This window comes from Paenibacillus sp. IHBB 3054, assembly GCF_051594305.1.
Classification (GTDB): domain Bacteria; phylum Bacillota; class Bacilli; order Paenibacillales; family Paenibacillaceae; genus Paenibacillus_AQ.
Genome location: NZ_JBOFBG010000005.1, coordinates 238,376 through 265,286, shown reverse-complemented (window position 1 = coordinate 265,286; position 26,911 = coordinate 238,376). Strand labels below are relative to the sequence as shown.

Below are 26,911 nucleotides of genomic sequence, written 5' to 3'. Positions count from 1 at the left end.
ACTCCCGTCTTTTATCCTAAGATAATAGCTCTTATCCCCATCTCCGGCTGAAAGCAGTTGTTGAGACCTCGGGTAACGTGAACCTGCAAGTCCGTATCCACGAGAACCGCTTCGGTTCCAGGGAAGCTTGTAAGAAGTTGAATCCCCTTGTTCATCCCGGCTACAAATACCAGAGTAGACAACGTATCCGCAAGCGTAGCGCTATCAGCAACAATGGTCACGCTGATCAAACCTGATTCCGCCTGATATCCGGTATGCGGATTCAGGATATGATGCCGCCTTTTCCCCTCACGATCCATGAAGAATCGTTGATAATCCCCGGAGGTAACCACAGCTTTGTCTGAAACAGCCACAGCGCCAATCAAACGTTGATCCTGCCTGGGATGACGGATGCCTACACGCCATGGGGAACCATCTGGCTTTACACCTACAGCTGCCACATTTCCGCCAATGTTTGTGAAAGCCGATGAGACACCAAATTCCTTAAATAGTTCTACAAACTTATCGCTGGCATATCCTTTGCCTATCCCCCCTAAATCAATGGACTGCCCCACTTTTTGAAGTCTAGCGGTCTTTTCGTGAGGCTCTAACATCAAATCTGCAGCATTCACCCTACGAAGAACCTCAGTGATTCTTACCTCATCGGGAATTTCGGATGAATTCTTATAATCCCATAGATCTACTAAGGGGCCGATAGTGACATCAAAACATCCATCACTATAATTTGAGAATTCAGCAGCAAGCGACAGCACCTCATAGGTATCCGGACTCAACTTCTCACACTTCATACCCGCTGACCTGTTGACCCTGCTTATCTCGCTATCGGGTATAAAGCGGCTTAGTAGGTTTTCAAGCCTTGCAGCTTCATACTCGACAGCTCTGAGTGCTTCTTCTGCATGATCGCCGAAAACTTTGTGGATCATCTCTGTACCCATCCCATAGTGAACAGACTGGGCCGTCATGGCTTTATTCATCTTTAGTCCTCCTTTCATGGACCGTTACAATGAGGCGTATGCTTGACCAAGGCAATTGATAAATCTGCAGCTACAACAAGGTTTATGTGAATGAATATATTATTATTCATTCATTTTAGCATAAAAACAATTCACCGCCAGGATTAATTTTCCATTCAACACTACATTCTCTTTCCACCACAACTCGAAAGAAAAGCTTCTCCTCGACAGGAATGATCCTGCTGTTGCAGATGTAAACGTAGAATTGTATATCCTTAAATTTCAAAAAGCCCTGTGACCTTTCGCAGGAAGCGAAATGATCACAGGACTTTGTATCTTGCTGTACATTGATATTCAGTACTATGTCGTAAAACAATCTTAAATCTCCAGCAGCCGGATCAATTCTTCCTCATCCTCAATGACCTGAATACCCAATTGCTGTGCTTTGGCCAGCTTGCTGCCCGCTTTTTCGCCGGCAATGACCAGATCGGTTTTCTTGGAGACACTGCCCGATACTTTGGCGCCAAGCGCCTCGAGACGTTCCGCAGCTTCCTCACGGGTAAGCTTCTGCAGCGAGCCGGTTAACACTACGGTCTTGCCGCTGAAGAAGGAATCCGTACTGACCGGCCGTGGAGCCTCAGGTGCCTTCGCTTCTACACCCAGTGCAAGCATACGGTTAATACCCGTTACCACAAAAGGATCAGCGAAAAAGCCCACGATGCTCTCTGCCACAATCCCGCCGATATCCGGCAATCCAGATAATTCCTCTGCTGTAGCAGACATTAGAGCCTCCAGACTGCGGTAATGATCGGCCAGCATCCGTGTGGTTGCTTTGCCGGTATTCGGAATGCCTAGGGCAAAGAGGAACGAGGCTAGATCACGCCCTTTGCTCTCTTCCAGCGCCTTCAGCAAATTGTCCGCTTTCTTCTCACCGAAGCGATCTAGCTTGACCAGCTGTTCAAAATTCAGTTCATATAAATCGGCAGGCTCCCGCACATTCAGCTCTTCGTGCAGCTGCCCGGCCGTCTTGTCGCTGAAGGTCTCAATGTCCATCGCATCACGGGAAGCGAAATGGGTGATCCGTCCGATAATCTGCGGCTTGCAATCCAGCTTGTTGTTGCAGAAAAGATGCGCCCCGCGCATTTCGAGAGGGAAACCACATGACGGACAATTCTCGGGGAATACAATTTCCCCGCCGTCGCTTTCTTCCGTCACCTTGCCAAGTATCTCTGGAATGACATCATTGGAGCGGCGGATAAACACCCGCGTGCCCAGCGCATGCTTAAGATTCTTGCGTTCGATATCTCCGACGTTGTTCAGCGTGCAGTTCTGGACAGTAACTCCAGCCAGTTCTACCGCCTCCACACGGGCCAGAGGTGTGACTTTGCCTGTGCGGCCTACATTCCAGCTGACTGACTCCAATATCGTCGTCGTTTCTTCAGCTTCGAACTTGTAGGCAACCGCCCAGCGCGGGAATTTATCAGTATAACCCAGCGCTTCGCGGATACGGAAATCAGTAACCTTGATTACCGCACCGTCAATCAGATAGTCCAGACCGGAACGGCTCTCTTCAATCTCCGCCAGCTGCTCTGTAACCTCGTCAAAGTTAGCGAAGTAGGTGAGGTACGGATTCACCTTAAACTGGTTGGTCCGCAGGAAATTCATCATCTCCTGATGATCGGCAAACTGCACCCCTTCAGCATAACCCACGTTATAAAAGAAAGCATTTAGCCTGCGGTTCGCCGTAGTCTTAGGATTAAGGTTGCGCAGTGCTCCGGCGGCGCCATTGCGTGCATTCTTTAGCGGTTCGGCAGCCCTTGTATTGTAGTCGGCCAGCACCGAAAGGTTCATAATCCCCTCACCCTGCACTTCGATAAGACCTTCCTTGAACGGAATCGTCAATGGAACAGACTTGATCGTCTTCACCTGAGCCAGTATGCCTTCACCCGTCACTCCATTTCCTCTTGTTGCCGCCTGCACTAGCACACCGTCACGGTAGGTCAGGTTCAGGGTCAGGCCGTCGAATTTCAGTTCGACGGCATAACAAGGCTCGGGCAGAGGTGTTTCCGGATTCTTCGTGTTGTAGTCGTTCACGAGGCGCAGCACACGGGTATTCCAGCTCCGCAGCTGCTCAATATTCTGCGCTTTGTCCAAACTCCATAGCGGAGCAAGGTGACGATGCGGGGTAAAGCCTTTCAGCAGTTCCCCTCCCACACGCTGGGTAGGAGAATCCGGCAGCACAATGCCGCTCTCCGCTTCCAGGGCCACCAGCTTATCGTAAAGCACATCATATTCCTTGTCGCTGACCTGCGGTGCATCCAGCGTGTAATAATGGTAATTGTATTGATTCAGCTCAGCCACAAGCTCTTCCATCGTATGCATAACGTCCATCCGGGCGTATCCCTCCGTCATAAGGATAATGTAAAGCATGTGAATGATACTTCTACTTTATCTTTATATTCTAAAAATGCATTCGTTAACCGTCGCCGGATTATTCGACTTTGGTAATCGGGGCAAAACCCGCAAGCAGCCGTTTCACACCGACCGGTGCCGGAAAAGCAATTTGCAGCTCCGTGTCGTTGCCGCTGCCTTTCACGGACACAATGGTGCCGGTGCCCCATTTGCCGTGGGCTACCTTGTCGCCGGCTTTATAATCGCCTGGCGCCGCGGCCCCCGCTCCTGATGCGCGCTGTGCGCCGCTTCCGGAGGTTACGGTCACGCGGCCTGCTCCGGCCGCTGACGCTGTGCTGCCGCCAAAGCCGGCGGTCCCGCCGCCTGCCGGCGCACTCCCGGCAACGCCTCCACGGCTGCCGAAGTTCCCCCGGGCGCCGCCGGTGAAGCCACGGCCGCCATAGGCACCGCCAACCTCCGCGCCACCGCGCCGGAAGCGGTCCGAAGCAGAGCCGGTATCTTCCTTAAGCTCCTCCGGAATCTCCTCCAGGAAGCGGGACGGCGGGTTGGCCGTCGTCCGTCCGAACAGCGTGCGGCTGCGGGCACAGCTTAGGAACAGCTGTTTCTCTGCACGCGTAATGCCTACATACGCCAGCCGCCGTTCTTCTTCCAGTTCGTCGTTGTCCTGGAAGGCGCGGCTGTGCGGGAATACGCCCTCTTCCATCCCGATAATAAACACGGTCGGGAATTCCAGCCCCTTCGCGCTATGCATGGTCATCAGCACTACAGCATCGTCGCGTTCCTCCTCATCGTCATTCACACTGTCGATGTCAGCAATCAGCGCCAGATCCGTGAGGAAGGAGACCAGTGACTTGTCTTCGTTATTCTTCTCGAATTCCATCGTCACGGACAGGAACTCATCGATGTTCTCCAGCCGTGAGCGGGATTCTAGCGTATTCTCATTCTGCAGCTCCAGCCGGTATTGCGAGAGCTCCAGAATCTTCTCCGTCAGCTCCGTTACCGAAAGGAATTCGACCATCCGGTGCAGCGCTTCGATCATATCATAGAACTCCACCAGCGTATTACGCGTCCGTCCGGCAAAGCCCAGATCGTCCACCGTCTGCAGCACACGGAAGATGGATACCCCACGTTCTGCTGCTGCTACAGCCAGCTTGCCTACAGTAGTATCACCAAGTCCACGCTTTGGCACATTGATAATACGTGTCAGACTGATGTCATCATCCGGATTGGAGAGCAGGCGAAGGTACGCCAGCAGATCCTTGATTTCTTTACGGTCATAGAACTTGATCCCGCCGACGATCTGATAAGGAATGTCCGATTTGATCAAAATTTCTTCTATTACACGAGACTGCGCATTCGTGCGGTACAGGATGGCATGATTCTGGTAAGCCTGGCCCTGCTTGGCATTCTTACTGATCTCTCCGGTGACAAAATAACCTTCATCATGCTCGGAGTCACCGCGGAACACTTTGATCTTCGGACCTTCCTCTGAATCCGTCCACAGCTTCTTCGGTTTACGTCCGGAGTTCAGCGCAATTACGCCATTGGCTGCGTTCAGAATATTGGAGGTCGAACGGTAATTCTGCTCCAGCAGAATCGTCTTCGCTTCCGGATAGTCTTCTTCGAAATTAAGGATATTCGTAATATCTGCTCCGCGCCAACGGTAAATCGACTGATCGCTGTCACCAACTACGCAAATCCGGTGATGGCTTTCCGCCAGCATGCGGCAAAGCATGTACTGCGCACGGTTCGTATCCTGATACTCATCCACATGAATGTATTTAAATTTCTTCTGGTAGAAATCAAGTACCTCAGGCACTTCCTTGAACAATTGGATCGTCTTCATAATTAAATCATCAAAATCCAGCGAGTTGTTGCTTCTCAGCCGATGCTGGTACTTGGTGTACACTTTAGCAACAAGACCTTCAAAATAATCGCCAATCTTCTGCTCGTATTGCGCCGGAGTAATCAGCTCATTTTTGTTTGTGCTGATGACGGCCTGGACAGCCTTTGGCTCAAATTTCTTCGTATCGATATTCAGGTCTTTCATACAGTTGCGGATGACGGACAACTGGTCTGTAGAATCGAGAATTGAGAAATTGGAGGTGAAGCCAATCCGTTCTATATCCTTGCGCAGAATCCGTACACACATCGAGTGAAACGTGGATACCCATATATCCCGTCCTTCTGGTCCAACCAGCTTGGAGACACGGTCCTGCATCTCCCGGGCCGCCTTATTCGTAAAGGTAATCGCCAGAATTGCCCACGGCGGAGCCTTGCGGTTCGCAATCAACCAGGCAATGCGGTGGGTAAGCACCCGGGTCTTGCCGCTGCCCGCGCCGGCCATAATCAGTAAGGGACCTTCAGTAGCTTCTACAGCCTGGCGCTGTGGAGGATTGAGCCGGCTTACGGCTTCCTGTATGTTAACAAGTTGCATGTGTGACATGCTCCTTTCTCAGTTTAAGCTTAAAATGTCATGAACAGTGCTATCTCAAACTTGCTACTCCCAATGCATCTGCGGGGTCTTCTTTACCACCTGCACGGTGAGCAGTGCTTGCTGTATATCCTGGTAAATAATATTCCCGACCACTACGGTGTCGCAGAGGGCAGCTGCCTGCTCAGCCTCAGCCTCGCCGGTAATACCGCCCCCGTAAAACAGCTGGCTGTTCTCCACCATCTCTCTTACCAAACGAACCGTCTTCATATCACCGAACATGCCGCTGTATTCAAGATACACTACCGGAAGCTGCATCAGCTTGTCCGCAATCTGGGCATAAGCCGCAGCCCCCTCGGCACTAAGCGAATGGTCTGCACCCGTAAGCCGTGCTACGGAAGAATCTCCATTCAGGACAATATATCCTTCAGCCAGCAGCAGTTCCCATGGAATCAGGCTTCCGTAACGTTGAATGGCTTTGCGGTGTTGGCCAATAATCCAGGCCGTGTCTGGTGTATTAAGCACCATAGGAATCATATACAAATCAAAGCCGGGAACGACTGCCTCCAGATCCGAAATCTCCAGTGCGCAAGGCAGCTCATAACGCCGCAGCCGGTTCAGCAGATCAATAGTATTCTCATAAGTCACACCGGTGGAGCCCCCAACCAAAATCGCATCGGTTCCGGACAGGCAAATGGCCTCCAGTTCAAGGTCTCCGAGCGCACGGTCCGGATCGAGCTTAAAAACATGCCGCCAAGGCTGTATCAGTTGCCGCATCATATTCATCAATCGTCCATCTCCATCATTCATCTAGCAAGCCAAATACACTCCCGCTACCGCAAAAAGCCGTAACTCTAGTCTATGCCAGCGCTAAGGGGAGTGTCAATTTAAAGAGCGAAAAAATGCGAACATTTTTTCGCCTTTTTATAATATAAGAATTCATTGTTTTATGCTAAAGATCAGTCTTATCTTTCTGGCAGAAACTATGCTTTAAGTGCAGCGTTCATCGAACTATGATTGCTCATCATCACCTCTGCCGGCTGCTAGTTTCGCCGCAGACCTCTGAGTCTGTCCATGTCATCTTCAGAAACGAAATCGGTATAGAACCCGTCCACACCCAAACGGGACAGCTGGACGATTTCTTTCTCATCATTAATCGTATGCACATAGACGCGGGCACCGGCCCTTTTCAGCTTTTGCACAAAGCTCTTGGTGGCCCTGTCGTCAGACATGGTGATGTCCGCCCCGGTTTCCTTGACGAATTGAGTCACCACTTCATCACTGTCCTCCGATTGATATAACGTATAAATGACTTTGGGGAAGACATGCACCTTACGGATCATATCCAACATCTCACGACTGTAAATCTGCGGCACAATCCGCTTCAGCAGCGATGGATCCCTGCGCTCAGCTGCCTCGACAATCACTTCGAATTGCTGTGTGACCAGCTCAGCTTTAACCTCCTTCGTATCGGTTACGATATAGGCATCCGGATAAGCCATCATCAAATCCATGATCTTCTCAATATCAGCCGGCGAGTATAGGCCCAGAATCGGACTGTCCCTAAATTCGGTATAATCCAGTACTTCCCCTTGCTTGTCTGCAGGAAGCACTTCCTGCTGTCCTAACTGCTTAGTCATATCCTTTGACCACTCATGACGGGCCACTAGTTTCTGATCCCCCGTGAACAGCAGATCAACTTCAAATACGCGTGTTCCCTGCTCATAATTGGCGATAAAACCTTCAACAGCGTTGGTATAGGCATGGCCGTTGATGCCACCCATTGCATGGGCAACAATCCGGTGGGCAGCAATGCCGGCGGCCGGCTCTTTATCTTCCGGTATCAGCGTAATCACAAGCAAAAGTACTATTGCTATAACCATGATGACTGATGCAGTACTCTTTTTTTTATCCATTATAGTAGGTTTCCTTTGCAAAAGTTAGAGTATAAAAACAAAAAACGGCTGTGGCCTTGGGTAAGGATAGCAACCGTTTCTATGTGAAATTAATAGGCATTTTTAAATCCGTTACGAATCGTTTTGACAATAATCCGGATATCAAACAGCAATGACCAATTTTCAATATAGAAAATATCATGCTTAATCCGTTCTTCAATCGAGGTATCCCCACGCAGACCATTGCTCTGTGCCCATCCGGTAATACCCGGACGCACATGATGCTTCACCATATACTTAGGGATCTCTCCCCGGAACTGCTGCACGAAGAACGGCCGTTCCGGGCGGGGCCCTACCACACTCATATGCCCCAGCAGCACATTAAAAAATTGCGGCAGCTCATCTAGACTGGTCTTGCGGATAAAACTTCCGAAGCGGGTGCGCCGCGGATCCTCCCGCGTACTCCAGCCTGTATCTTCTTCGCCGTCCTGCTGCATTTTCATCGAGCGGAACTTATACATCATGAAATTATGCCGGTTAAGTCCTACACGTTCCTGCTTGAAGATGACCGGGCCAGGAGAAGTCAGGCGAACACCAAGGGCCACTATGAGCATTACAGGCGACATTACAATAATTGCGAACAGCGAAAAAATAATATCAAACAGCCGCTTGGCCAGCTTATTCCCAGTCATATCCAGAGGAATATCACGGACATTAATCATTGGCATTCCAGCAAAATTATCAAAATAAGGACGCGCCGGCAGGTAGTCGAAGAAATCCGGAATAATCAGCGTCCGTACCCCCGCCTTTTCGCAGGCGGCAATAATGGCAGGATACTTGGAGTGGGCATCAAGCGGAAGCGCCAGAATCACCTCGTCTACCGGCAGCAGCTCCAGCATTCCAGCCAGTTCATCCACCTTGCCGAGAATTGGCTTAAAGCGCCGTTCCTCTATCCCGTCCCATTCCTGATAATCATCAAGAAAACCAATGGTCTCATAACCCAGCTCCGGATACTGCACCAAATTGTTGTAGAATCGTTTGCCGAGCGAGCCCGCACCAATAATCAGCACGAATTGACGGTTAAAGCCTTTTTCACGGAGTGATTTCAGCATCGTCTTCAGCACATAACGGTAAAGCATGATGGAGAGAATATTAAAACCCATATATATAGCCAGATACTGACGGGAAACGTCGATTTCCTTCAGGAAGAACATCAGACCAAGCAGGATAAAGACTGCCATGATGTGCACCTGAAATATTTTGAGGAATTCATCGACAAAACGTTTCTTACGCTTCGGCAAATACAGGGAAAGCACAATTCCTATAAATACGGAAATCACACCATAAATAAGGCTCCAATAGGCGTAGGATTCAACCGGAAGCGTATTATAGGATTCCAGCCAACCACTCTTGAACTTCAGCCACCAGGCCCCTAGAAAGGAGATTTGGATAATCAGGAAGTCGGCAACCATATAGAGTTGTGTTAAAAACCTCTGATTACGGCGAATCATAATCTCACCTCAGCATTCGTTTCATTGCGTGGACCTGCTTCTCCGGAATCCGCAAGGCTCTGTGCCGGTGAAGAAACCACGCGTGAAGACTTTAACATATTGCGGACAAGCGAAAGGGTGAACTTTACCCCGACTCCGGCATATACCGCTCCATTAATCATACTGTTGTACCTCTTGCTATAATGCTTGCGATGAAATAAAATCATCGCTCTGTGAAACTCATAGACAATTTTAAATGGCCTGCGCCGCGCGCTGCCGCCTTTTAGATGCACGATGGAGGTCTGCGGATAGTAATAAATCCCCCACCCGGCTTCTTTAATCCGGAAGCACCAATCCAAATCTTCACCATACATAAAGAACTCTTCATCCAGACCGCCGACCTGCTCGATCGCCGCCCGCCGCACCAGCATAAAAGCCCCGACTAGACAGTCTACCGGGTAATCCAAATCTGGATCCAAATAACCTAACTGGTAGCCGTTGAATCTGGGCCGGTCGGGAAACAGCTTACTGAAACCAAAAGCATAATAAAAGGATGCCGAAGGCGTCGGAAATCCTCGCTTGCAGGCCTTGTCCAGCGATCCATCCGGCAAAATCACCTTGCAGCCCGAAGCGCCAAGATCCGGCCGGCTGTCCATAAAGGAAACCATCGTCTCCAGCGTATCCTTCCGCACTACCGTGTCGGAATTGAGCAGCAGCACATAACGTCCGGAGGCCGCCTCCATCCCCTGATTATTACCCCGGGCGAAACCAACATTCTCAGAGTTGGCAATCAGCAGCACATCCGGGAATTCCTTGCTGATCGACTCGACAGAATGATCACGGGAATTATTATCTATTAAAATGATCTCATAGGAATAATTAGTTACCGAGTCATATACCGACCTAATACAGTCCATCGTCAGGCCGCATGTGTTGTAATTTAAGATTAATATACTGACATCTATATTCACTTCACTACGCTCCTGACTAATATAGTAATCTACCGACAACTATTATAACATAAAAACCTCCCTGATAGGCGGAGCCTAATTAGGGAGGTTTTTACAGATTTCCTGTGCCGGTAAATTACCTTACGCGTCCGGTTTCCTGAATGCTTTATTTTGTATATATCGCCGTTTCTGTTTAAGATGTCTCCATTGCTTAAAAAAAGCAGACCAGGCCTTTAGCAATTGGCGTTCCTTAAGCAGTGTATAACCGTGTGCGGCAAGTTCATACGGCAGTGAATACAGCAAAGTGAGAAGCAGCGTGCCGGCAGGCTCGTTCTTGTAAATCATCTTGTAGCGGTTAATATACGAAATCCGCCTAATGAACATCGGTTTGCTGTCCCGGCCGGAAGGTTTCCAGCCACGTTCGTGGTAGCCTATGGCTTCTGCTTCAAAGTAAGCCAACCAGCCGAACAGCCCAGCCCGCCATGCCACGTCCACATCCTCCTTATAGGCGAAGAAATCCGCATCAAAGAACTCCCCCTCAATGCTGACATCTTCAATCATCCGGCGCGAATACATCGCTGCGGCGCCAGATACGCCAAATACGAAACCAGATTCCGGCCAGTCTGTGGAGGGATCTCCTGCACCGCGGTCAAAGGCACGCCGGGCTCTATTCATCAGCAGCCCTGTGCTGTCCACTAGCGAGTGATCAGCTTTGAGCAAAAGCTTGCCAGTAGCACTGCCAATACGCGAATTCGACTCCATCTGCAAGATAAGCCTGGAAATATAACTGTTTTCAAGCGCCAGATCCGGGTTAAGCACGAGTACATAGTCTGTATCCGTTGCCGCCAGGGCCTGGTTATGGGCGGGGGCGAAGCCAGTATTGATCGCATTTTCTATGAGAACAAGGGAAGGAACCCCGGCCTCTTCGATCTTTTGATAAAACTCCTTTACTCTTTCCACGCATCCGTCTGTTGAGGCATTATCCACCACCACAATCTGCTTCACCGGATAATCCTGGGCGAGTACTGCCGTCAGACAATCAATAATATCATCCGCACTGTTAAAGGTAACAATATGTACACTGACTGTTTTGTTATTCATAAATATCCTCGGATTCTTGAATTCATTATGGTTCTGAAGCTGTTAAACATTATTATAACGAAAACAACAGGTTGCGGCTACGTTACCCTGGAATGATGACATCCCTTGGAGAAGGAATAAAAAATGAAATTTTAGCCATGGTGTCAGCACTTTGTAATGTGTTAATGTGAACAGTCGTTACTGCAGCAAAAAGCTCCCGACCGTCGATGACGGTTCAGGAGCTTAGCTTGCGCTTATCTATTTCAGTTCCAGCAAAAAGTCCCTCAGTCCGGCCCGCCAAGGCCGGATATCTTCAAACCCGTTCGTGCGGATGGCTAAATGCTCCATTACCGAATTGCGTGGACGTGGCGCCGGGCGTGGAAACTGTTCTGTAGCACATGGCTCTAGCTTTGCTGTGAATTTCAGACCCAGAATATCTTCTGCCTCAGCGAAAATTGCCTGTGTAAACTCATACCAGGTGCAGGACTCACTGTTAGAGGCATGATAAATTCCGTACTTCTCCGTTTGAATCAGCTCAAGCAGGAAACGGGCCAAATCTACCGTGTAGGTAGGTGATCCTTGCTGATCGTCTACCACCTGCAGCAGCGGCTTCTCCTGTCCCAGCTTCAGCATTGTTTTTACGAAGTTGTTGCCGTACTTGCCATATACCCATGATGTACGGACGATGAAAAATTTCGAGGACAAAGACTGCACTAGGATTTCTCCTGCCCGCTTCGACTTGCCATAAATACTTTGCGGATCCGTATTATCATATTCATGATAAGGCTGAGTTCCCATGCCATCAAAAACATAATCCGTACTAAGGTATACCAGCTTGGCTCCGGATTTCTCCGTAGCCAATGCTACATTGCGGCTTCCGGTAGCATTAATCAAATAGGCGGCATCCACATCAGTTTCAGCAGCATCCACTGCCGTATGGGCGGCACAATGAATGACCGCATCCGGACCGAACCTGCTGATGACCTCCGTACATTGATCGAGATCTGTAATATCCATCTCCTGACGGTCACAGCCTAGAACCTCATGTCCTTGCTGCTGCAACAAAAGCACAAGATCCTGCCCCAACTGCCCGGAGGAACCCGTAACTAATACTTTCATCTTCGACATTACAGGAAATCCCCCAAACGGCTGCCATACTGAAGTTCGGCATATTTCTGGTATTCACCGGATTGAATACGGGTCCACCACTCTTTATTATTCAAATACCATTGAATGGTTTTTTTAATGCCGGTTTCAAATGTATGCTTTGGCTTCCAACCTAACTCGTTCGTAATCTTAGTTGGGTCGATGCCATAGCGGCGGTCATGTCCGGGACGATCCTGCACGTAAGTAATCAGAGAATCCGGTTTGCCCAGTTCCCGCAGCACAGTATTCACGATATGCACATTTGTGCGCTCATTATTGCCGCCAATATTATAGACCTCGCCGTTTATCCCTTCGTGAATTACCAGATCAATTGCGCTGCAGTGATCTTCTACATACAACCAGTCGCGGATATTCATTCCATCACCATAAACCGGCAGCGCCTGGTCAGCAAGCGCACGGGAAATCATAAGCGGAATCAGCTTCTCCGGAAATTGGTATGGCCCGTAGTTGTTAGAACAGCGGGTGATATTAACCGGCAATCCAAAGGTTTCGTGGTAGGCGCGCACAAGCAAATCTCCGCCCGCTTTGCTGGCGGAATAAGGGCTGTTTGGAGTGAGTGGAGTTTCTTCAGTAAAGAGTCCCGTAGCTCCTAACGTTCCATACACCTCATCTGTAGACACTTGAACAAATTTGGTCACACTATATTTCTTTGCTGCATCCAACAGCACCTGTGTGCCGAGCACATTTGTCTTCACGAACACATCCGGCTCCAGAATACTCCGGTCCACATGTGATTCCGCCGCGAAGTTGACTACGATATCGACTCCCTGGCTGAACAGTGTGTCCATCGCCTCTACATCCGTAATGTCCGCTTTGGCAAACGTATAATTCGGATTGCCCTCCACCGACTTCAAATTCTCCAAATTCCCCGCATACGTCAACGCATCCACGTTCACGATCTGGTAATCCGGGTGCTGCTGCAGCATGTATATTACAAAATTGCTGCCGATAAATCCGGCCCCGCCGGTAACGAGCAGTTTCATATGTTAGCCCACCTTTTGTTCAATGAATAGTATTTAATCGAAATTGAGCTCCGCATCCTTAAGCAAAGGATGGCGCCCATCTTTGTCCGACAGGACTGGAGTTGACACCGGCCAGTCAATGCCAAGTGCCGGATCACTCCATAATATGCCGCGGTCGTTCTCGGGGGAATAATATTCGTCCACCTTGTATAACACTTGGGTGTTCGGCACCAGCGTACAAAACCCATGTGCAAAGCCCTTTGGCACCAGCAACTGACGTTTATTATATTCACTGAGAATTACCCCAACCCACTGTCCGAATGTTGGAGAATTACGGCGAATATCAACAATAACGTCATAAATCACACCCGATAGAACTCGAATAAGCTTGGTCTGCGCTTTCGGATTCAATTGATAGTGTAATCCTCTAAGTACTCCAACCTCAGAAGAAAGTGATTGATTGTCCTGGATGAACTTATAGTTCACTCCTGCCTTATGCATTAATTCTTCATTATAGCTCTCCATAAAAAAACCCCGGTTGTCGCCATGAACCACCGGCTCAAGGATGCATGCACCCTGTAATTGCAAGGCTGTAGCTTTCATATGATACGCCCTCCAAATCTATAGTTTCAATTTACCGAATTCCTCACCAAACGTAATCTCTTGAGCTAAACCGTTAGCTTTTGCCAGTGAAACATGGGTACCTGCATCCGTCCACCAACCTTGAAGAACATCGAAAGTTAATTCTCCTCGATTAATATATGCATTATTCACATCAGTAATTTCCAATTCTCCGCGCGCTGAGGGAGATATAGTTTTAATGATCTTAAACACTTCACTATCGAACATATATATCCCTGTTACAGCATAATTGGATTTAGGAGTTGCGGGCTTTTCTTCAATCGAAACAATACGATCACCTTCTAGTTCAGGCACACCAAATCTTGAAGGATCAATAACTTCCTGAATCAATATCTTAGCTCCAGCTTTCTGTTCACGAAAATTATCAACGAATGGTGCAATATCATCCTCAAATACATTATCTCCAAGAATAACGATCATTTGATCTTGTCCAACGAATTGCTCTGCCAAATCCAGAGCCTGAGCAATCCCACCTGCTTCATCTTGTACTTTATAGGTGAAGGTAACACCCATTTCTCTGCCACTTCCTAATAAATTCACGACGTCGCCCATGTGTTCCTTGCCTGTAACGATAAGAATATCTTTTACATCTGCCTGTTTTAATTTATAAACGGAGTGGAAGATCATCGGATATTTGCCTACAGGTAATAGATGCTTATTAGTCACTTTAGTTAAAGGGTAGAGGCGTGAACCAGTGCCCCCAGCTAGGATTATGCCTTTCATGAGTTTACCTCCCTATTTCTATTTGAATATTAGTTTTTTACTAATTAAATAATTCAATACTATTACAATTATATTAGTTATAACTTTTGCTATCATAACATCCATTGATATATAATTGATGAGCAAAATCATACTTACCAGATCAATAATATAAGATAATATCCGAAGAATAAAAAACTGATTAAACTCCTTCAAAGTTGACTTGGGTTTATTTTCTGTACTTTTAAAAACGTATTTTTTATTAGTAATAAATGCAAATAGTACTGAAATCACCCAAGCTATCGTAGTTGATATTTTAAAATCAAAGCCGCTTTTACTCAAAACATAAAAAATCGATATATTTACTACCGTTGTCAAAATCCCGAAAATAATATAACTACATACCTCTTGATACTTTTTCATTCCGCTAATCTTTTCGCATCATTATACTCATTAACAAAATATAACGGTCGCTTCTTAGTTTCATTAAATATTCTCCCTAAATACTCGCCTATAACTCCCAATGACAAAAGCTGTATTCCCCCCATAAACAACACTATGGTCATTAATGATGGATAACCAGCTACACTTTCACCGTAAATTAGTGTCTTGAAGACAATCCATACGATATAAATAAAAGCAAATAATGAAATAGCAAATCCAAACAGGGCCGATAAACGAAGAGGTTTAGTAGTGAAAGATGTAATACCTTCTATAGCTAAATCAATTAATTTTATATAATTCCACTTGGTTTTTCCAGCTGCCCTTGCATCTCTATCAAATAGAATCTCCTTTTTCTTGAAGCCAATCCAACTAAACATCCCCTTTGTATAACGTTGGGTTTCCCGCATTTGCTTTAAAGCCTCAATACACCTTCTATCTAACAAACGAAAATCTCCGGTATTCGGTTGAATAGGAATACTTGATATTTTTTGAAGTAAGCTGTAAAAAAGTGACGATGTAGACTTCTTTAACCATGTTTCTCCAGCCCTAGTTCTCCTTTTTGCATACACATCTTCGAATCCATCCTGCCAGTACTTGATCATTTCTGGTATTAATTCTGGAGGATCCTGTAGGTCTGCATCGATAATGATAACTGCGTCACCCTTGGCATAATCAAAGCCTGCCATCATTGCAATTTCCTTACCAAAATTCCTTGTCAAATCCACAAAAGAAATTCTAGGGTCATTTTTTCGCAAAGCTTTAATAATACCTAAAGTATTGTCGGTACTACCATCATTAACTAAAAGGACCTCAAATTCAAACCTAGGTAGGCTCTCAAATACAGCCAGTAGTCTTTCGTATAAGGTGTATAGCACTTCTTCTTCGTTATAAGCAGGAATTAGAATTGTTATCTGATTCATTAGTATCTCCCAATTCTATTACTCTACAGTACAGGAGTGTAACCATGGATTACCCAACTGATAAAGAGCGTAAGTATATTTATTGCCGAAAAGGTACAAAGGATAATCCAAGTGATTCTAAAATTCAATAAATTGAATCTAATAATTAATTCAATAACAACTAACATGATTAAAACTGTAGCAACAGTTAACACTCTATTTCCTGACGCATAAATTGTAGGTGATGCAAACATGACCACCATGGTAGCCAGTGATGCCAACAAAGTTAAAATAATAAATAAATTTCTATCGGTAATAATAAAAATAATGTAACAAAGGATAATAAAATATATTCCCCAAAATACATATGGGATGAATGAAGCCAAAAAATCAAGATTCATTCTCAAAATATTCAAAACACTTACACTGAAATCAAAATTCTTGATAGCCGTAAAATCGTATAGTAACGACGTTGAACCTTTGATTATTGCCGAAAAGATAACTACCAAAAACATACAAGTGAAAATGTACATTATGCCGCTTGGGATTATTTTAATCTGTTGATTCTTTTTATAGATTGCTGCAATAGAAATTGCAGAAATCAATAAAATTATATACTTTATCTCTATGGTGAATTTGCTAAAGAACCAAATTACCCCAATATATAGATGGTCCTTAATCGACAATAGATCAAAGCCAGGAAACCAAGTAGCAGTTTCAGCAATAAATCGTTTATCGTTGCCTGGTGCCAGAAAAAGAATAAGTAAGCCCATCACATAAATAATTGCTAAGAATACTAATTTATAATTGCCATTTTTCTTTATAAAAAAAGAATGAATGATTGAAATACTAGCAAAAGAAATTAAACACAGCGCTACTTGTTCATTGCTACTGGCGGATAGAAAACCAATTATGCCACTTAAGACTAGTTTGGTATTCCCATTCTTGACTCCGTCTCTTAATGTGTAGTCAGCAAAAGGTACCAATGCGAATAAAGCCCCGCAAATAGGCCATAGATAGTTCATAGATCCAGTAATCCACAAGAGTCCAGAACTCAGTATACTATGACTAAAAAAGCCTAACAACAGAATTGCTGTCAATATTTCTCGAAATTGCACTTTTTCTTTAATAATCCTCACAATTAAATATGCTAATGAAATAATCATAAAAGCATTTATGATTCTCCACATCCACGTTCTTCCATCTAAAAAGAAGTATAACGCTGCTTCAACTGGCATTCTTCCAGACCACTCATTATACCGAAAATTTAAGTAGTCCAGGAATGAATATTGATCTGATATATCACGGAACCAAGTATCGTCACCTGGGGCAACTTTAATTATTAAAAGAAAAGAGTACACGCATATAAATAAACCTGCTAATTTAATAAAGAAGTGCTTATTGTTATCAACCACTGTACTCTCCCTTTACTTCCATTTGTTTTAGCTTATTTTTTCTGTTTACTCCGATGTTGTTAATATACACACTTGCAGGTTCCCCAAGAGAAAAATCTTCTCTGTCTTTTGTTAGATTCGGATTATAAGCAGGATCATTATCAAGAACACTTGACCACTGTCTTTTTATCCAATTAATTTCCTTCAGGAATCGTGCCTGCTTCTCTGGAGTATCTTCGTAGCCTCTGCTTTTTGATTCATAATGAAATAACTTCACTTGAGGCAGCCATAGATTATTGTAGCCTTTACTCCATACTTTCAGACAGAAATCAACATCATTAAATGCTACTTGCAACTCCTCCTCCAAACCTCCAACTTCAAGAAATATCTCTTTACGAATCATCAAGCAGGCTGCAGTTACCGCAGTGTAATTAGATATTACTTTCAACCTTCTAAAGTAGCCAGGGTTTTCAGCGGGGAAATGCTTATGGCTGTGACCTGCCACCCCACCTAAGCCTAGGACTACCCCTCCATGCTGCAATAACTCATCTGGATAATAGAGACAGGCACCAACGGCTCCGATTTCAGGACGAATAGCCTGTCCTGCCATATCAGTCAACCAATTTTCAGATATTACTTCTACATCATTATTTAGTAATAGCAGTAACTCGCCCTCTGCTTTGGTAGCACCAAAGTTGTTTAACTTAGAATAATTAAAAGGAATATTTAATGGCCAAACTCTAAAGCGGGATTTCTCATTTTCTTCCCAATAACTATAAAGATTAAAAACTTCAGGATCATCACTACCATTATCAATAATTAAAACCTCGAAATTTTCATAAACTGTTTTTTCAAAGATAGATTCCAAACATTTTTGGAGAACTGACACCATATTTTTTGTAGGAATAATAATTGAAATTTTAGGATTTCCTACGGGTATATATCTTGTTAAATAGATATTGGACTCATCTTCTATTGATTCAACTACCGCTTTAATGCCTCTTCTTTCAACTGCGCTTTCCAGTGCCTTAAGACCAGCAATATGCGTATAATCTTTTGAGCCTGTGTTAGACGCTGTAGAGTTAGGAATCGTTCGCCAATGATACAGTATTTTTGGAATGTGGAATATTCTATCCGTTAACTCAGAAACTCTTAACATTAAGTCAAAATCTTGACTACCTTCATATCCAACTCTAAAACCCCCAAGCTTATCTATTAATGACTTCCGATATAAAGTTAAGTGGCAGATATACATCTGAGACATTAACAAATCTGGAGACCAGTCAGGTTTAAAAAAGGGTGAAAAGCGTTCACCTTCCGTTGAGATTTTATCCTCATCACTATAAATAACATCAGCTTCAGGATGAACATTTAATAGACTGACATTTTCATATAATGCATCAACAGTCAATTCATCATCGTGATCTAACAAAGCAATAAATTCCCCTGTTGCTAGTTCTAATGATGAGTTAGAAGATCTAGATATATGTCCGTTTTCAGACCTATAAACAACCTTTATTCTAGAATCTTGCTTGACATACTCTTGTAAAACTTTCTTTATGTGATTTTTAGTTGAAGCATCATCAGAAATACATAATTCCCAATTATAATAATATTGGTTGATAACCGAATCAATGCACTTTCTAAGCCAAATCTCATCAACATTATAAACAGGCAAAACAATAGATATAAGAGGTTTATAGGAGAATTGTTCGATATTATTCTTTATTTCCTCAATCTCAGAATCCATTAGTTTATTTTTTTCAATCCATGAGTCATACCCACTAACAACATTATTGGTGTTAATGTCTAGATTTCTTTTGACTCTAAGCCAGAGCGATGCAACCCCTTCATTTCTGCATATATTGACTACTTTACTAAAGATCATGCCAATATGCTTATATCCAATACCTCTTTGTTTTAGAAAATTCCGAAATGAGGCTATTAGTAAAGAGATTCTACTTATTCTTCTTATTCTTAAATTATCAAAATAAAATTCCGCTTTGCCCTCTCCTGGATCCAATCTTATCCCCTTTGTATTAGAAGGTACATGTAAAAACGTTTTAAAACTCACTTTTCCACTAGGTATCCCTGAGAAAATGACACTTTTCTCTTCGGAGTATCCATCTCCATCGTCCCAATATAGCTTTAGGGGTATATATATATCCGACATTGAGTCCCAAGACAACCTATTCCATCCACTAATGATTTTGCCGTCTAGTAAGAAGTATGGATCATCACCCACTGAATTCCAATTCCCATTCTCTATTTTCACTATATCATTGACTGGGTTCAGCTTTATTTTGTTTGTAATACCAAAACAACCAATAATAAAGTACCATATATTCATAGCTTTCTCAGAAAAAAAAGGCATCTGCTCTCTCCTCGTTATTTCCCCATTATTTTTTTAAGTTTCATTACATATTTCCAAGATCTCGATCCATATACTCCCTGTAATTCTCTATTTTTTTCTTCCACTTGCTCTTTATAATTAATAATATCTTGAGAAAGTGATTCATTCTTACTAAAAGCTTCTTTATTCAGATTATTCAAATCTGCTATCAAATGATTTAATTTTTCCACCTGGATTACTAATTCATTATTTTCGAAAAGCATATCTTCATTTTTTTGATTCAACTCCGAAACAATCTTATTCAAGGAAACAGTTTTCTCCTTGCATTCACTTAGTTCTCGGCAATGTGCAGCCTGTTCCTCAATTTTTTTTTTCATATTCTCAATCATGATGATTTTAAACTCATCGTCATTTATTTTTGTTATACTCAGTCTTATATCCGTTATAGACACTTCATGATTAAAATTAATAGTTAAAAAGGGGTCGTCATTATAAAAAACAAACATATCTTTATAATTAAAATTATAGTTCCCGTTTACACTGTATCTATCTTCCAGAATTTCTTTTCCATCTTCATCTTTGATTAAAATACCACTAAATCTAAATGCACCTCTGAAATCGGAAGGGTCGATCCGGATTGATTCCATTAGTGCCAAATCAATCCTCTTTTCAAAATGACATGTACTGCTAACTACTTTCTCTCGGATGCTATTTATCTCATTAAATCCATTACCATTATTCCAAAATACTTGGAAAGAGTCTTCTTTCTTTTTGTTTAATAGAACTCCAGTATTTACTGACGCTAAATTAAAGAAAGTCCGCTCAAGAACATCAAATTTCTCTAAAATAGCCCTATTTTTCACAGAATCCACTTCTGGATTAGGCATAATTAGTTCTGAGAGGCTACAATTTTTAGCGACCACACAGATTTTTCTATAGGAGTCATCTATATAATCAATTCCATAAATATGCTGATTGTAAAATCTATCGATCTCTTGTCTATAGACAGTCAACGCAGGATTGTGAGCGGTAATAAAATGAATTGCCATCATTCTCTCCCAAATATCTATATCCCCGTGACTTATCAATTTATATTGCATATCATTTGAATCCAAATAATTGGATAATCTATCTATATTAGGCAATCCATTGGTCATGTGTTCTTCCAACCAGATAAAATCCTTATTAAATAGCGATTTGAAAACTGCATTAACTCGTTTTTCGGCTTGAACAACTTTGGGTGAATGGAAAGGAGCAGTGATTATGAAAAAGTCTGAACTGACCCTATGTAACTCGCTCACAAATTTGATGCGGTCTTGTTCTGCTATATGTTCAAACACATCTAATGCAACCACAATATTATAATGATTGTCTGAAAAACCCATTGACGTAGCATCACCCAAAATATATTTAGGATTATTTTTTAGATTTTCAGGCAAAGAAATATCAAGATACGTAATTTGATCCTCCGGTAGGAATCTTTCTAAATTTTGATGTTCATTTGCTCCAACTTCTAAAATGTTGAAAGTTTGTCCTGTCTTCCTTAATGTATTTATAATATTGGTTACATTATTATATCTCTGAAATTGATCAAATAGGATATCGATCATTTCAAAACCTCCCACTTGTGGTTAATATAAACTACTCCTTCTGAAAAGTACTTATTAGTTATGTTGAAGGAAACTGCATTTTCCTTATAATGAATGTTCACTATACCCTCGTTATTAAATAAGCCTACGTCTAGACAGAAACTCCCACCAAGCAAGGGTAATTGAGGAATGCAATAATTCACTTTATGCCGTCCCCTCTTATTGGGGATTGGTACCTTTTCCAGAAAGGTGTTGGGTCCAAAGATATATTCCCTTTTAGGGGTATATATAGCAGCTCCTAATAGTAAATCATCAATGATTTCTTCGTATACTTCATATTCTATTTCAACCTTCAGTTCATCAAAGGTCTTGAATGAATTCTTGTTAATCTCAACTTTGGTTACTAAGGCTAAAACATCTGGATTTGCCGGTAGAATGAAGTCCGGATCATACTGGGACTCTTGAATAATGCGCGCATCAACTTTGTTTTCTGAAGATTCAATATCATTCCTCATAAAATCCTCGTATAAATCTACTACTTCACTCGAATCGCCCATTACCTCTAACTTTCCATCTTTGATCCAAACTGCCTTGTTACAAAACCTCTTCACTTGCTCTGATGCGTGAGATACAAAAAGAATGGTTGTCCCTCTAAGTTTTAAGTCTTTCATTTTATCAATACATTTAGTTTGAAATCTTGTGTCTCCGACAGCCAATGCCTCATCCACTATTAAAATATCAGGCTCTACATTAATTGAAACTGCAAAAGCAAGCCTGGCAAACATGCCACTCGAATATACTTTAACAGGCTGATCTATAAAGTCTCCTATATCTGCAAACTCAATGATGGATCCTACCTTTTCGTCCATTTTTTCACGGTTATACCCCATCATCAATCCGTTCAAATAAATATTTTCTCTACCTGTGTATTCAGGATTAAAACCAGCTCCTAACTCTAATATAGCCGATATCTTGCCCTCTACATTAATATTCCCACTAGTTGGTGTGAGAACTCCCGTGATCATTTTCAAAAGTGTAGACTTGCCTGATCCGTTTCTCCCCAAAATACCTAGCGCATCGCCTTTTTTCACAGAAAGAGTAATCCCGTCTAGTGCAACAAACTCTTTATGATAAGATTTTTTCAAGGGATGAATAGCTTCCTTAAGTCTATCCGTTGGCTTATCGTACAATTTGTATGATTTTGTAATATTTGTAATTTCAATAATATTAGTCATAATTACCACTCCTATAGTACATCAGAAAAATGAGGTCTCAGCTTTTTAAAGACTTTCATACTAAAAGTAAACATAACTAAGCAAAACATCCAGAAATATACCATCTGATATGGACGATCAAATATAAATATATGGTCTATTAATGAGTCCCTATAACCCTGAACTATATAAAACATCGGGTTAAGCTTAAATACTCTCTCCCAAAAATCCGAAAGCATGCTAACAGACCATCCAATAGGAGTAAACCAAAATCCCATCTGTAATATAACAGCAATAATTTGATTCAAGTCCTTAAAGAAGAGGACCACTGCAGAAGTAAAAAATGCTAAAGAGACGACTAAAACAATAAGACAAAAAACATAATATATTAGTTGTAAACTATATATTGTTGGCAGATGACCGTAGAAACCATAAACAACAAATATAAAGACAATAAAAAACAATTGTACGAAAAAGGCTGATAAGATTTTGACTAGAGGCAACAATTCAATTTTAAAAACAACTTTTTTTACGAGATAGCTATATTCAGCAAAGGAATTAGTTGTACTCGATAAGGCTTCAGAAAAGAAAAACCAGGGGATTATCCCAGCAATAAACCAAATTATAAAAGGAGTATCTCCAATATCTCCACTTCTTAGTCCTACCTGAAATACAAACCAATATGTTGCAATGGTTAGAAGAGGGTTAATAAATCCCCAAAGTATTCCTAGATATGAAGATGCATATTTGGTTTTGAAATCATTCTTAGCTAAATTCATTATTAAAGATTGATTTTCAAAGAAACTCCTCACAAATTGTAACGTTTCCCGCAAAGCTTTTCCTACAAAAAATGAAGCTCCAGCTATTAAAAGACTTGTCAATAGAGCAAACAATTGCATCCCTATATTAATGTGGTTTTTTGAATTTTGTAGTAATGATTCTATATTAAAAGAAAAATAAGGATCAATTCCCGTTGAATTTAATAGGATTCCCCCTTTTTTTCCATCATTGACTATTTTAATTTGATTTAGTTCCAGTCCAAGCTCACCAATGTTCACTTTTACATTGGAATTTCCGGAGAAATATATATCATCAATGGAAATTTCGCCTTTACTTTTTCCGGTATCAATTCTAATGAAGGAATATCCGCTGGGCAGTTCGAACTTTAAATCTTCCCATTCACCTTGATGACTGTAATTTTGGAGAGAAGAATTATCTTCGTTCCAAGTATTCTCAGCTGTTGAGAAAAAGACTTGATACTGATCAGACATCTCGGACTTAACCACCAAATGCAAGTAAGTTTTAGTATGATCTTTAATATAAAGATTGATGTAATAGTAACTCCCTGCAAAGATTGCAATTGTACACAAGAATAGAAATAAACGTTTCATGGATTGCATTCATATTTCCCCTTACCTTTGTTTGAAAATCAAATCGTCCTAGTTACCTGAGAATAAAGTTTAATTCAATCCTGTCGTATGCTAAAATATCCACGTACCTACAAGAAAAGGAGATTAAAACGTGTCTAAACCAGTATACGGAAAAAATGCTGTTCAGTCGAGAAATGTTGAAAAGATATCCAGCCCCATATGGGCATTAGTTGTCGCTTTTATTGTGTTTTTGGTTTGGACCCCGTTTCAGGTGGGGGTGTTTAATGGACAACAGATTGATTTTGAAAAACCGGTCTATGTGTCTGCTCTGCTTAGCGGCCTGATGTTGTTGGTGTGGATGGGCCTCTACTTCAATAAATTCAGGCTTGAGGAGCAACGCGATCTGCTGGCTGTCGCCTCACTGCTGCTTCCAATAACGTATGCTTTGTCACTCTTTGGTGCAGCCTCGCATTATATGGCGATGAACCTGCTGTTAATTCAGAGCATGTACATTGCAATATTCATTATAGCGTTATATCTCTTGAAGCAAAAGCAAGTAAATGTTGTCATCCAAAACGCTGTCCTTGCGATTGCTTACTTTGTTGTAGGATTTGGACTAATAAATTGGCTTGGCAGCTCGAAATTTGCCGGCAGTCTGGTTGGCTGGTTCTCCAACACAGTGCGGGGTGGTAAATATTTGGATGCTGTCATGACCGACTCCAACGGTCTGCGGCTGACTTCCATATTCCAATATGCAAATACCTATGCAGCCTTCCTGATGGCTTTTCTGTTTGTGGCTGTATTTGCTTTGGTCCGCTCTAAAAAATGGTACGGTACGCTGACTCACGGATTCATGCTTGTGCCCATTATTGTATCGCTGCTGTTGACGTTGTCCCGTGGCGGACTCGTCATGCTGCCTGTGGTATTCATCCTGCTGCTGCTGTTCCTGAAACCTGTTCAGCAAATTCTCTGGATTATCCACCTTGTCATTTCCGGCCTTGCAGCTCTGCTCGTTACAAATCCGCTGACTACGCTGGGACTAGAGCTGAATACCAGCTTCACTTCAGGGGCTGCTCTTAAAGCTTGGGCGTATCTGATCGGGGCCTCTGCTATCGTTGCTGCTCTTGGGTGGGCGGTTCAGCGTGTTGTTGCTCCTTGGCTGGAAGCAAAGCTATCCGGCATGTCTTCCCGTAAGTTTTCCGGGCTGTGGCTTCCACTGGCATCGATTGTGCTTGTTGGAATTGCGGCTTTCCTGCTCATTGGTACAAGCGTCCGCAGTGTTTTGCCGGACAATATTGAAACACGGCTGGAGAATATCAACTTCAAGCAGCACAGTGTACTGGAGCGGTTCACTTTCTATAAAGATGCTCTTAAGGTTGTTAAAGATTATCCGATTCTTGGCGCGGGAGGCGGAGGCTGGGCTTCTCTCTACGAGCACTATCAGAATAACCCTTATACCAGCCGCCAAGCACATAATTTCTTCCTCCAATATCTGATTGAGGTTGGAATTGTCGGATTCATCGTATTTATGGGCTTTATCGGATACATTTTCTATAAATATATCCGCAGCTATGTGAAACGGGAGAAAGATGAATTTGACAATGGATTTTTCTTCCTTATTATCGCCTTGTCCATTCTTGTCCACAGCCTACTGGATTTCAACCTAAGCTATGCCTTTATGGGAATCCTTGTTTTCCTTGGGCTGGCTGGAATGGCCGCTGTCATGGACAGCAAACCGCTTCGCCGTGGCTGGAGTAAACCCGGACTGCGTATCGGCTACTTGGCTGTACTCACCATTGGCACCATCTATCTGGTCTTTATGTCGATAAGCTATATCGGATCAAGCAATGACGCAATGAAAGCCAAAAAACTGATCGGCGTCAGCCAATCTTATGAGGAAATTAAAGCACCTTTGGTAGATGCCCTGAAAGACCGTCCATTCCATCCAGAATCGGCGATATACTTATCGTCCATGGATCAGCAAGTCTTTAGCCAAACCCAAGATGAGCAGTATCTGGAGGAAGCTTACAGCGTAATTTCAAGTGCGCTTAAGGACGAGCCTTATAATAAGGATTTGTTGAAGCAATTAGTCGGATATTATGACCTTAAGGGGCAGAGCGATCTTGCCCTGGGCGTCTACCTTGATAATGCCGATAAATTTGTGTGGGACATTGATTGGTATGAGACGATAATCAGCCGGTCCCAAGCACTTGCAAATGCAGCAAGTGTGCAAAAGGATGAACCTAAAAAACAACAATACCTGACTAGTGGCTTTGATGCCTACAAGCATGTGGTTGATGGAGTGGAACACCTGAAAACTTTGCCTCCTGAGCAGCTGCAAGGCCGTCCATTCTCGATAACACCAAACATTGCATTAAATATCGGCCGAATGCAGTTGCTGGCTGGAGAAAATGATGCAGCGGCAGCAACGTTAAAACTAGGCTTTAACGACAACTATACTGATATCGTAAACAGTACAACTCTCTGGGACACGAACTGGTATAGCGCGCTTATCAGCCGTTCCTACGAGCTGGCTCAGCAGGCTTTCACTCAAAAGAATGACGATAGTAAACAGCTTAATCTCAAAATCGGCCTCGAAGCCTATCGTCAGGTAACTACAGACTTGCAGGGCCAGGCCATTCCTTCAGCAATTACTTTGAATGCAGGCCGAATTCAGTTCATGGCAGGTCAAACTCAGGTTGCTGCCGCAACATTGAAGCTTGGATTGAGTGAGAATTATACTGATGCTACTAACCGCGAAATTGCCCGTTGGTACCTTGCTGCTCAACAAAAGGCCAACACCGCTCTCGATCAGGATGTGTATAATAAGCTAATCGCTGCTGATCCTGCGGAAATTGAAAAGATTACTGAAATTGCAAGCACATCATTTCAAGAGTAATTAACAGGATAACAAGGTAGCGGACGATATTCTATATGGAATCAGCGCCCGCTGTAATAAGA

Annotated in this window: 20 protein-coding genes; 1 reads left to right on the top strand and 19 read right to left on the bottom strand. The window is 43.2% G+C overall.

The window, feature by feature from the left end; genetic code table 11:
* Window positions 1-11: 11 nt before the first annotated feature.
* The 19 genes from ACQ76X_RS09150 to ACQ76X_RS09060 form a co-directional block, all read right to left on the bottom strand.
* Complete coding sequence (locus ACQ76X_RS09150; protein ID WP_438493139.1) at window positions 12-974, bottom strand: FAD:protein FMN transferase; 963 nt, start codon at window positions 972-974, stop codon at window positions 12-14.
* Between the two features lie 357 nt (window positions 975-1,331).
* A complete protein-coding gene (gene ligA, locus ACQ76X_RS09145) occupies window positions 1,332-3,344 on the bottom strand; it encodes an NAD-dependent DNA ligase LigA (RefSeq protein WP_438493138.1) in 2,013 nt (670 codons plus the stop codon).
* 100 nt (window positions 3,345-3,444) lie between these two features.
* On the bottom strand, window positions 3,445-5,802 hold the full coding sequence (gene pcrA, locus ACQ76X_RS09140) for a DNA helicase PcrA (RefSeq protein ID WP_438493136.1): 2,358 nt from the start codon (window positions 5,800-5,802) through the stop codon (window positions 3,445-3,447).
* Between the two features lie 63 nt (window positions 5,803-5,865).
* Window positions 5,866-6,576: a heptaprenylglyceryl phosphate synthase gene (locus tag ACQ76X_RS09135; RefSeq protein WP_438493184.1), complete on the bottom strand. Its 711-nt coding sequence runs from the start codon at window positions 6,574-6,576 to the stop codon at window positions 5,866-5,868.
* A gap of 266 nt (window positions 6,577-6,842) precedes the next feature.
* Window positions 6,843-7,715: a phosphatidylinositol-specific phospholipase C/glycerophosphodiester phosphodiesterase family protein gene (locus ACQ76X_RS09130; protein WP_438493134.1), complete on the bottom strand. Its 873-nt coding sequence runs from the start codon at window positions 7,713-7,715 to the stop codon at window positions 6,843-6,845.
* Between the two features lie 89 nt (window positions 7,716-7,804).
* Entirely contained in the window at window positions 7,805-9,205 is a 1,401-nt protein-coding gene (locus ACQ76X_RS09125) for an undecaprenyl-phosphate glucose phosphotransferase (protein WP_438493132.1), read from the bottom strand.
* Entirely contained in the window at window positions 9,202-10,149 is a 948-nt protein-coding gene (locus ACQ76X_RS09120) for a glycosyltransferase family 2 protein (RefSeq protein WP_438493182.1), read from the bottom strand. Before ACQ76X_RS09120 ends, ACQ76X_RS09125 begins: the two co-directional genes overlap by 4 nt.
* A gap of 126 nt (window positions 10,150-10,275) precedes the next feature.
* Complete coding sequence (locus tag ACQ76X_RS09115) at window positions 10,276-11,235, bottom strand: glycosyltransferase family 2 protein (RefSeq protein WP_438493130.1); 960 nt, start codon at window positions 11,233-11,235, stop codon at window positions 10,276-10,278.
* Window positions 11,236-11,472: 237 nt separating this feature from the next.
* A complete protein-coding gene (rfbD, locus tag ACQ76X_RS09110) occupies window positions 11,473-12,333 on the bottom strand; it encodes a dTDP-4-dehydrorhamnose reductase (protein ID WP_438493180.1) in 861 nt (286 codons plus the stop codon).
* An 8-nt stretch (window positions 12,334-12,341) separates the two neighbouring features.
* Complete coding sequence (gene rfbB, locus ACQ76X_RS09105; RefSeq protein WP_438493128.1) at window positions 12,342-13,364, bottom strand: dTDP-glucose 4,6-dehydratase; 1,023 nt, start codon at window positions 13,362-13,364, stop codon at window positions 12,342-12,344.
* Window positions 13,365-13,397: 33 nt separating this feature from the next.
* On the bottom strand, window positions 13,398-13,946 hold the full coding sequence (gene rfbC, locus ACQ76X_RS09100) for a dTDP-4-dehydrorhamnose 3,5-epimerase (protein WP_438493127.1): 549 nt from the start codon (window positions 13,944-13,946) through the stop codon (window positions 13,398-13,400).
* Between the two features lie 18 nt (window positions 13,947-13,964).
* A complete protein-coding gene (locus tag ACQ76X_RS09095) occupies window positions 13,965-14,708 on the bottom strand; it encodes a sugar phosphate nucleotidyltransferase (RefSeq protein ID WP_038597190.1) in 744 nt (247 codons plus the stop codon).
* Between the two features lie 18 nt (window positions 14,709-14,726).
* On the bottom strand, window positions 14,727-15,110 hold the full coding sequence (locus tag ACQ76X_RS09090; protein ID WP_438493125.1) for a GtrA family protein: 384 nt from the start codon (window positions 15,108-15,110) through the stop codon (window positions 14,727-14,729).
* Window positions 15,107-16,051 carry a glycosyltransferase family 2 protein gene (locus tag ACQ76X_RS09085; RefSeq protein WP_340896339.1) on the bottom strand — a complete coding sequence of 315 codons (945 nt, stop codon included), beginning with the start codon at window positions 16,049-16,051 and terminating at the stop codon, window positions 15,107-15,109. Before ACQ76X_RS09085 ends, ACQ76X_RS09090 begins: the two co-directional genes overlap by 4 nt.
* Window positions 16,052-16,074: 23 nt before the next feature.
* The gene (locus ACQ76X_RS09080; protein ID WP_438493123.1) at window positions 16,075-17,445 is read right to left on the bottom strand and encodes a DUF6056 family protein; all 1,371 of its coding nucleotides are present in this window, start codon (window positions 17,443-17,445) and stop codon (window positions 16,075-16,077) included.
* A complete protein-coding gene (locus tag ACQ76X_RS09075) occupies window positions 17,438-19,798 on the bottom strand; it encodes a glycosyltransferase family 2 protein (protein WP_438493121.1) in 2,361 nt (786 codons plus the stop codon). The genes ACQ76X_RS09080 and ACQ76X_RS09075 overlap by 8 nt, the downstream gene beginning before the upstream one ends.
* Before the next feature lie 14 nt (window positions 19,799-19,812).
* Window positions 19,813-21,387, bottom strand: a complete 1,575-nt coding sequence (locus ACQ76X_RS09070; RefSeq protein ID WP_438493120.1) for a methyltransferase domain-containing protein — start codon at window positions 21,385-21,387, stop codon at window positions 19,813-19,815.
* Window positions 21,384-22,601 (bottom strand): ABC transporter ATP-binding protein, encoded by a 1,218-nt coding sequence (locus tag ACQ76X_RS09065; protein ID WP_438493119.1) that lies wholly within the window; start codon window positions 22,599-22,601, stop codon window positions 21,384-21,386. The genes ACQ76X_RS09070 and ACQ76X_RS09065 overlap by 4 nt, the downstream gene beginning before the upstream one ends.
* Window positions 22,602-22,612: 11 nt before the next feature.
* On the bottom strand, window positions 22,613-23,980 hold the full coding sequence (locus tag ACQ76X_RS09060; protein WP_438493117.1) for an ABC transporter permease: 1,368 nt from the start codon (window positions 23,978-23,980) through the stop codon (window positions 22,613-22,615).
* 121 nt (window positions 23,981-24,101) lie between these two features.
* Here ACQ76X_RS09060 and ACQ76X_RS09055 point away from each other — a divergent pair, with 121 nt between their 5' ends.
* Complete coding sequence (locus ACQ76X_RS09055) at window positions 24,102-26,849, top strand: O-antigen ligase family protein (protein ID WP_438493115.1); 2,748 nt, start codon at window positions 24,102-24,104, stop codon at window positions 26,847-26,849.
* The last annotated feature ends 62 nt before the right edge of the window (window positions 26,850-26,911 follow it).

Bases quoted from the DNA above. Each gene is read 5' to 3' on its own strand.
- ACQ76X_RS09150 (WP_438493139.1), bottom strand. From the start codon at position 974: ATGAATAAAGCCATGACGGCCCAGTCTGTTCACTATGGGATGGGTACA.
- ligA (WP_438493138.1), bottom strand. From the start codon at position 3,344: ATGGACGTTATGCATACGATGGAAGAGCTTGTGGCTGAGCTGAATCAA.
- pcrA (WP_438493136.1), bottom strand. From the start codon at position 5,802: ATGCAACTTGTTAACATACAGGAAGCCGTAAGCCGGCTCAATCCTCCA.
- ACQ76X_RS09135 (WP_438493184.1), bottom strand. From the start codon at position 6,576: ATGCGGCAACTGATACAGCCTTGGCGGCATGTTTTTAAGCTCGATCCG.
- ACQ76X_RS09130 (WP_438493134.1), bottom strand. From the start codon at position 7,715: ATGGATAAAAAAAAGAGTACTGCATCAGTCATCATGGTTATAGCAATA.
- ACQ76X_RS09125 (WP_438493132.1), bottom strand. From the start codon at position 9,205: ATGATTCGCCGTAATCAGAGGTTTTTAACACAACTCTATATGGTTGCC.
- ACQ76X_RS09115 (WP_438493130.1), bottom strand. From the start codon at position 11,235: ATGAATAACAAAACAGTCAGTGTACATATTGTTACCTTTAACAGTGCG.
- rfbD (WP_438493180.1), bottom strand. From the start codon at position 12,333: ATGAAAGTATTAGTTACGGGTTCCTCCGGGCAGTTGGGGCAGGATCTT.
- rfbB (WP_438493128.1), bottom strand. From the start codon at position 13,364: ATGAAACTGCTCGTTACCGGCGGGGCCGGATTTATCGGCAGCAATTTT.
- rfbC (WP_438493127.1), bottom strand. From the start codon at position 13,946: ATGAAAGCTACAGCCTTGCAATTACAGGGTGCATGCATCCTTGAGCCG.
- ACQ76X_RS09095 (WP_038597190.1), bottom strand. From the start codon at position 14,708: ATGAAAGGCATAATCCTAGCTGGGGGCACTGGTTCACGCCTCTACCCT.
- ACQ76X_RS09090 (WP_438493125.1), bottom strand. From the start codon at position 15,110: ATGAAAAAGTATCAAGAGGTATGTAGTTATATTATTTTCGGGATTTTG.
- ACQ76X_RS09085 (WP_340896339.1), bottom strand. From the start codon at position 16,051: ATGAATCAGATAACAATTCTAATTCCTGCTTATAACGAAGAAGAAGTG.
- ACQ76X_RS09075 (WP_438493121.1), bottom strand. From the start codon at position 19,798: ATGCCTTTTTTTTCTGAGAAAGCTATGAATATATGGTACTTTATTATT.
- ACQ76X_RS09070 (WP_438493120.1), bottom strand. From the start codon at position 21,387: ATGATCGATATCCTATTTGATCAATTTCAGAGATATAATAATGTAACC.
- ACQ76X_RS09065 (WP_438493119.1), bottom strand. From the start codon at position 22,601: ATGACTAATATTATTGAAATTACAAATATTACAAAATCATACAAATTG.
- ACQ76X_RS09060 (WP_438493117.1), bottom strand. From the start codon at position 23,980: ATGCAATCCATGAAACGTTTATTTCTATTCTTGTGTACAATTGCAATC.